6 protein-coding genes are annotated in these 7396 nt (G+C 53.2%); all 6 read left to right on the top strand.

Annotated features, from left to right (window positions below; all coding sequences use genetic code 11):
• Positions 1-368: 368 nt before the first annotated feature.
• The 6 genes from HMPREF3201_RS06330 to HMPREF3201_RS06305 all read left to right on the top strand — a co-directional run bounded on the left by HMPREF3201_RS06330 (position 369) and on the right by HMPREF3201_RS06305 (position 7122).
• Positions 369-1619, top strand: a complete 1251-nt coding sequence (locus tag HMPREF3201_RS06330) for an aromatic amino acid transport family protein (protein WP_172980579.1) — start codon at positions 369-371, stop codon at positions 1617-1619.
• A 189-nt stretch (positions 1620-1808) separates the two neighbouring features.
• A complete protein-coding gene (gene thrC, locus HMPREF3201_RS06325; protein ID WP_062412257.1) occupies positions 1809-3311 on the top strand; it encodes a threonine synthase in 1503 nt (500 codons plus the stop codon).
• A 16-nt stretch (positions 3312-3327) separates the two neighbouring features.
• A complete protein-coding gene (locus HMPREF3201_RS06320; protein ID WP_062412256.1) occupies positions 3328-4227 on the top strand; it encodes a DMT family transporter in 900 nt (299 codons plus the stop codon).
• On the top strand, positions 4227-4964 hold the full coding sequence (locus HMPREF3201_RS06315; protein WP_062412255.1) for a TVP38/TMEM64 family protein: 738 nt from the start codon (positions 4227-4229) through the stop codon (positions 4962-4964). The genes HMPREF3201_RS06320 and HMPREF3201_RS06315 overlap by 1 nt, the downstream gene beginning before the upstream one ends.
• Positions 4965-5103: 139 nt before the next feature.
• Positions 5104-5730 carry a GNAT family N-acetyltransferase gene (locus HMPREF3201_RS06310; protein WP_062412254.1) on the top strand — a complete coding sequence of 209 codons (627 nt, stop codon included), beginning with the start codon at positions 5104-5106 and terminating at the stop codon, positions 5728-5730.
• A gap of 120 nt (positions 5731-5850) precedes the next feature.
• The gene (locus HMPREF3201_RS06305; protein ID WP_062412253.1) at positions 5851-7122 is read left to right on the top strand and encodes a manganese-dependent inorganic pyrophosphatase; all 1272 of its coding nucleotides are present in this window, start codon (positions 5851-5853) and stop codon (positions 7120-7122) included.
• Positions 7123-7396: the final 274 nt, after the last annotated feature.

Genomic DNA, 7396 nt, shown 5'->3' with positions numbered 1-7396 from the left:
TTTTTGGTCCAACTTTAGGGGGGCGGTTCATTGAGAGTGCCTTTTCTTTTTGCCTTCAGCGAAGACAATGATAGGAAAAATGGTTTTTGGGATTCATGGCCCAATTTGTAATTTCATTATACCGGTCTTTCATCGGTTTCGTCAATCTTGGCTATGATGGGGAAATCATATTTTTCCGAAAGTTCGACCTTCTAGGGAGGGCATCGCCGGTAGCGGACAGGTCCTCGAAAGTCCATTCCGAAGAGTGGTAATTCCGTCATTTTTTATGCGCTGTAAAGGTGGATTTTTTAGGGATCCTTATGATATAATGAGCAGGACATGCTGACATCAGGTAACATATTTTCCCATAGAAAAGAGGTTTTTTCGTGATGGAATATGTGAACGAGTTGGACACTATATCGGCGGGAGCTGCGGCAAAGGATGCGGCTCTCAAGGTACATCGTCTCACTTTCATGGAGGCTACGATGATGGTCGTCGGGTCTACCATTGGTTCCGGTGTTTTAGGTTTAGCTTTTGCCAGTCGCAATGCCGGCTGGCCGGTCCTGCTTACGTGGCTTGTCGTAGCAGGCTTTTTTTCTGTCATTTCCATGCTCTACGTAGCCGAAGCGACGCTTAGGACGGCGCGGCCCTTGCAGTTGTCGGGCCTTGCTGAAAAGTACGTCGGTAAGGTCGGTTCCTGGCTGATGTTCTTTTCCGTCGGGGCTACGTCTTTTTGCAGCCTCATCGCTTACACCAGCGGCTGCGGTAAGATTTTGAGCGAATTTTTTGGCATTTCGCTGGAGCTTGCCAGCGTTCTCTTTGCCGTCGGGGCGACGAGTGTCGTCTGGCTGGGCCTTAAAGCGACGGGTATTGCAGAAAAATATTTGAGTTCAGGTATGACGGCCATGCTTATCATTCTCGTCGGCGCGTCGTTTCTTTCGGCCCGTGTACCTGTGGCAGATATTTTCTACGCCCATTGGCTCTATGCCGTGCCGGTCTTTAACATCGCCGTCTTCTGTTATGCCGTCCAGTACATCGTACCGGAAATCTCCCGCGGCTTTACTCATGATCCGGGAAAACTCGTGCCGTCCATCATGGCCGGCGCCGGGATTTCCTTCTTCATCCTGGCCTTGGTGCCTCTGGCCGTCTTTCTCATGCTGCCCGTCGGCGACATTACCGAAGTCGCATCTTTGTCGTGGGGGCAGGCTTTGGGTTCGCCCGTCTTTTTTGTCATCGTCAATCTCTTTGCCTTCTGCGCCATGCTGACCTCCTTTTGGGCCATTGCCGAAAGCTTCTTGACCAACATGATCGATCGTTTAGGCTTCAAATCGGAAACGGACGTCCGCACGCGGGCTCTGTGTCTGGCCGTCATCGTCATTCCGCCGGTGCTCCTGGCCTATAGCGGTCTCGTCGGCTTCGTCAATGCCATCTTCAGCGCCGGGACCTTCGGCGGCATCATCATGTCGATCCTGCCGGTCTTCATGCTGCGCCGGGCGCGAAAACACGGCGACAAGCTGCCTTGCTGGAAGTGCGGCTGGATTGCCCATCCCATCGTGCAGACCCTGGTCGTCCTGTTATTTGCCGGTGCCGGCGTCTACGCCGTCCTGAGCATCTTCGGCTGGCTGCCTGCTGCCTGGTAAAGGGCAAAGATTTTCATACAAAAGACAAGTACCGCTTCACTGCCTTCCATCGTTACCGTGGGGGCGGGGGAGCGGTGTTTTATATTGCCGCCGATACTGCCTCTTCGGAAGGTAGCCTTTTACGCCTTTTTCGGCTATAATAAAGAGATACCTAAGCTGTTTCAGATTTGCCAAAGGGGGATTTTGTTTATGAACTTTAGAAGTACGCGCTCTGATGAATGTGTTTCTCCATCCTATGCCTTGCTCCACGGCCTGGCTGCCGACGGCGGTCTCTACGTGCCGGAAGCCTTTCCCGAGGATGTCCTTTCTTATAAAGCCCTGAGCGGCAAATCCTATCAGGACATTGCCGAAACCGTCTTGGCTCATTTCTTCACCAACTTTACAGCGGAAGAACGAAAAGCCATGATCGCCTCGGCTTATAATGACGAAACCTTCCGCGACCCGGACATCGTGCCTCTTCATTCCATCGACACCGATCTCTCTGTGGCCGAACTCTTCCACGGTCGGACCCTGGCCTTTAAGGACCTGGCCCTGTCGCTCTTCCCGTACCTTTTGACGGCTGCCAAAAAGCAGGAGCAGGAACAGCGTGAGATCCTCATCCTGACGGCGACCAGCGGCGATACGGGCAAAGCCGCCCTCGAAGGCTTCAAAGACGTGCCCGGGACCAACATCATGGTCTTTTACCCCAGCGAAGGCGTCAGCCCCATGCAGATGCAGCAGATGCAAAAGCAGGAAGGGGACAACGTCCGCGTCTCGGCCATCCACGGCAACTTCGACGATGCCCAGAGCTTCTTAAAGCGCGTCTTCACCAACCCCGACGTCAACGCCTATGCCAATGACAAGGGCGTCCTCTTTTCGAGTGCCAACTCGATCAACATCGGCCGCCTCTTCCCGCAGATCGTCTACTACGTTTCGACGTACGTCACCCTCGTCGACAACGGCGCCATCAGTGAAGGGGAAACCTTTGACGTCATCGTCCCGACGGGCAATTTCGGAAATATTTTGGCCGGCTACTTTGCTAAGAAAATGGGCATTCCCATCGGCAAATTGATCTGCGCCTCCAATAAGAATAAGGTCCTGGCCGACTTCTTTGAAACGGGCGTCTACGACATGAACCGTGACTTCTATACGACGGACAGCCCGTCCATGGACATCCTCTTGTCGAGCAACTTTGAACGCTTCCTGTTCTATGCTGCCGGCGAAGATGCCAAAAAAGTCGACCAGTGGGAAAAAGATCTCCTGGAAACGGGAACTATGCGGGTCACGCCGGAAGAACTCCAGGCCCTCCGCAAGGACTTTGAAGGCGGCTGGATTGGCGACGAAGAAACGGAAGCCGTCATCAACCACGTCTATAACGACTTCGGCTACCTCCTCGACCCCCATACGGCCGTTGCCTACGGCGTCGGCATGAACCGTCACCGCTTAGGCCTTGACGAAGGCCGTCACACGGTCATCATGGCCACGGCCCATCCCTATAAGTTCCCGCCAGTTATCAGCGCCGCCTTGGCCCTTCGCGAAAGTGCCGATCCCTTCGACACCCTCGTCGATATCAGCAGCGTCACCGGTATTGCGCTTCCGAAACCCTTGGCCGACCTCAAGCATAAACCCGTTTGCTTCGACGAATCCATCGATAAGGAAGCCATGAAACAGGCCGTCTTATCCTTCGTCGACGCCATTTCGTCCAAAGCCTAGAAAGAAGGGCAGACTGTTGAATAAAGGTGTTATCTTCGCCATCCTGTCGGCGTTGGCCTTCAGTTTTCAAAATATCGTCGTAAAAGTCTTATCCTATACGGTCAGCACCGGGCAAATCGCATTCTTTCGCGGTTGGCTCAGTGCCCTGATGATCGTAGGGCTCATGCGCCTTCAGGATGTGCATATGTCCAATCGGGATATCCCGACCCTGACCCTCCGGGGCCTCCTCGGCGGCATCGGCATGATCTGCAGCTTCTATGCCCTTCGCGGCATGCCGCTGGCGGACGTGTCAATCATTTCCCAGCTGTCGGCCTTTTTCGTCATGCTCTTTGCGGCCATCTTCCTCAAAGAAGTCCTGCCGCCGGGCTCGAAATGGCCCTTGGTCTTCATTTTTGCCGGCGCCTGCCTCGTCGTTCGGCCTTGGAATTTTGATTCCTTCAACGTCTATTCCTTGTTCGCCTTAGGCCAGGCCATCTTTGCCGCCGGTGCCTATACGACGGTCAGCAAATTGACTGGAGCCGGCGGTCACCATCCCTATGAAGTGGTCATGTATTTTCTGATGAGTGCCGCCTTATCGGGGGTCATCATCATGGCCCTGACCGGGGACTTCGTCGTCCCGACGGGAACGGACTGGCTGCTCTATCTGGCCCTCGGCATCCTGAGCGTGTTGGCGCAGATTTGGATGACCAACGCCTACGCCTCGGCCAACCCCGTCGTCGTCAGCTTCGTCACCTATATCGGCGTCTTCTTCAACGCCCTGTGGGGCTTTGTCCTCTTCGATGAAGCACTGGCCGCCATGACCGTTTTCGGCGGCGCCCTCATCATCGGCGGGTCGATGTACCTGACCAAACTGAAGCACGATAAAATCGCGGAAATGGCTAAGACGCGAACTCGAGAAAAGAAAGGGGAAACGTAATGCTTCCCGACAGAATCCATGAAACCCATCTTAAAATCGCCTTGTTCCTGGCCCTGTTGATCATCTTCGGCGGCATTCACCTGCTCATCCCCGACTTTTACGCGACCGTCTGGGACCTTTCCATGAGCGGCAACCTCCACGGGACCATCGACTACCTGCGTTCCTTTAGGGGCTGGGCCGTCTTCATCAGCATGATCATCAACATCGTCATCAACGTCGTCGGGTTCCTGCCGTCCATCTTCATTTCGACGGCCAACGGCGTCGTCTTTGGCGTCGTCGGCGGAACCGTCGTTTCATGGATTGCCGAGACCATCGGCGTCATCATCAGTTTCTTTTTCATGCGGGTCCTGTTCCGCAATAAGGCCCAGAAAATCATTGAGACCAGCAAGATGCTGAGCAAGATCGACCACTACACGACGTGGCAGGCCATGGCCATCGCCCGGGCCGTCCCGTATTCGCCAAACGGCCTCATCACCGCCCTCGGCGCCGTGAGCCACATCAGCTACCGCGACTACATCATCGGCTGTCTCATTGGGAAATTACCATCCGTTGCCATCGAAGTCCTCGTCGGGCACGACCTGGTCATGATGGAAGGCCATTCCCAGCGATTGGCCGTCGTCCTCTTTGCCATGGCCATCGTCTACGGCGGCCTGTGGTACTGGAAAAGGCGGCAGGATGCCCAAAAAGTCCTCCATAAAATCGAGGAAGATATCAAAGAAAAAGACGACCGGCCTTGAACTCGTCTCATTAGCAGGAGCTCCCATCATGTTCGGATAGAAGGGAGCTCTTATCATTTGTGAATCGATCGGAAATCGCGTTTTCACGAAAAAGGCGTCGTCATGAAACACAGTCATTATTCGTAAAAAGGGGATGCCCATGAATTTCTATAAAGCTGATAAAAGTCAGATGGAAGCCTGCAGCCGCGTCCTCAAGAGCGCCTTTGCAGGCTATCCCTTTTTTGAAATCTATACGGGAAAACCGCCGCACAAACAGGAATTTTTTGAGCGCATGATGGACCTGTGGTTGAAATCCTGTTTTGAAAAAGGGCGGGTCCTGGTGGCAGAAGATGATGGCGTCATCACAGGCGTCGCCGTCCTGCAGGGACCCCATGACGACGATATCGAGATCATCGACGTCCATGGCCCTGACGTTGAAAAACTGACGGCCCTGGCTGATCCGCAGACCGTCTCTGATTTTATCCATATGTGTGACATCTCCGACGCTGCCTGTCAGTCCCTTGCTGGCGAAAAATGGTATCTCGTCCTCTTGGCCGTGTCCGACGAGGTAAAAGGGCAGGGCATTGGTAGCCGGATGCTGCGTGACGGCATCCTTCCTTATATTGCCAAAGAGGGAGGCGGATTATTTACCTTCAATACCAATGACGGCGGCAACCGGAATTTCTATACACGGCAGGGTTTCGAAGAGTTCGATGAATCGTACCTTCACGAAAAAGGCGTCGTCATGGGCAACTGGAGTTATCGCAAGACCATCGCCCCTTTATAAAGTTAAGTAAAAATGTTTTTACAAAATCAAAATACATCTCGATAGACCATTTCTTCGATTCATGATATACTATTACAGATACATTTATAAATACGTACAATTTTCAATGAGGTGATTATTGTGGCAAAACAGATTTTTGTTACGGGCCATAAAAACCCGGATACGGACTCGATTTGTTCGTCCATTGCATATGCAAAATTAAAACAGTTACAGGGTATTAACGCTGCGCCGATCCGCGCCGGCGAACCGAATAAAGAAACGGCTTTTGCGCTCAACTACTTCAACGTTACACCCCAGCCGTTGGTAAAAGATTTCTACGTCAAAGTCGGTGAAGCCGTCTACTCCGACGTCGAAGGCCTGGCCATCAACGCCAGCCTGAAAGACGCTGCCAAATGGTTTACCGACCATGAAAGCGACGTCGCTCCTGTCGTCGACAACGGCCAGTTCGTCGGCGTCATCGAAAAAGCACAGCTCGCCGATCAGTTCATCAAGACCGTCATGGGCGAAGAACTGAGCACCGTCAAAGGCCTCGTTCACGACCCGGAATTGGTCTTCAGCCCGAACGACTGCGGCCATGACGTTCCTGAAAAAGGCCGCTACGCCGTCGTCGAAAACGGCAAATACGTCGGCATGGTCTGCGCTTCTTCCATCGCAAGCGTTGAAAAACAGCAGGTCATCCTCGTCGACCATAACGAAAAGAAACAGATCATCGACGGCATTGACGAAGCTTCCATCGTCGGCGTCATCGACCATCACCGCATCGGTGGCACGCTGGCTACCGACGGCCCGATTTCCATCCTCTTCAAGACTGTCGGCTGCACGGCAACGATCGTAACCGGCCTCTATGAACAGGCTGGCATCGCCATTCCAAAAGACGTCGCAGGACTCCTCCTTTCGGCCGTCATTTCCGACACGGTTCTCTTCCGTTCGCCGACCTGCACGCCGACCGACCGGGAAGCTGCCGAAAAACTGGCTAACATCGCCGGTGTCGACATCGAAAAATACGGCATGGAAATGCTCAAAGCCGGTGCCAACGTATCGGACCTCACGCCGGACCAGATCGTCCACAACGACATGAAAGAATTCACCGGCGGCGACGCTACCTTCACCGTCGCTCAGGTACAGGTCATGGATACGACGGACCTCCTCAATCAGAAACAGGTCCTCTTGAACGCCCTCGAAAAACTCCGGGCTGAAAACGGCTACGTCGCTTCCTTCCTGATGATCACCAGCATCATCGACGAATCGACGAACCTCATCTTCGCAGGCAATATGGACGAAGCCGTAAGCTCCGCTTTTGGCAAAGACGTCCTCGACAAAGAAGTCTACCTGCCGAAGGTCATGAGCCGCAAGAAACAGGTTATTCCGCCGATCCTGTCTGCAATGAAATAAGTAATGATTTTGAGAGGCCCGAACCTTCTGGTGAGGGCCTTTTATCTGTCAGCTAAAGGGAGTTTTTTAGTCAACGACTCCCTCTTATAGAAGCGGGAGCTTGTAAGTCAGAGAAACATAGGTGCAGCGATGTTGAGAACAACATCTCCCTAATTCTGCCTACATCATCGGGCAGTTGACGATGCCCGTTTTGCCAAGGAGATTTACTCCAAGGCAGTCGTTTTTTTCTCGTAACGAGGATTGTTATCTCCAGAAATCCACATCGAACCGAGGA

Origin of the sequence: Megasphaera sp. MJR8396C (genome assembly GCF_001546855.1) — a bacterium.
Classification (GTDB): Bacteria; Bacillota; Negativicutes; order Veillonellales; family Megasphaeraceae; genus Megasphaera.
The sequence above is the reverse complement of the archived record's forward strand: the minus strand, read 5'-3'. Positions and strand labels throughout refer to the sequence as shown.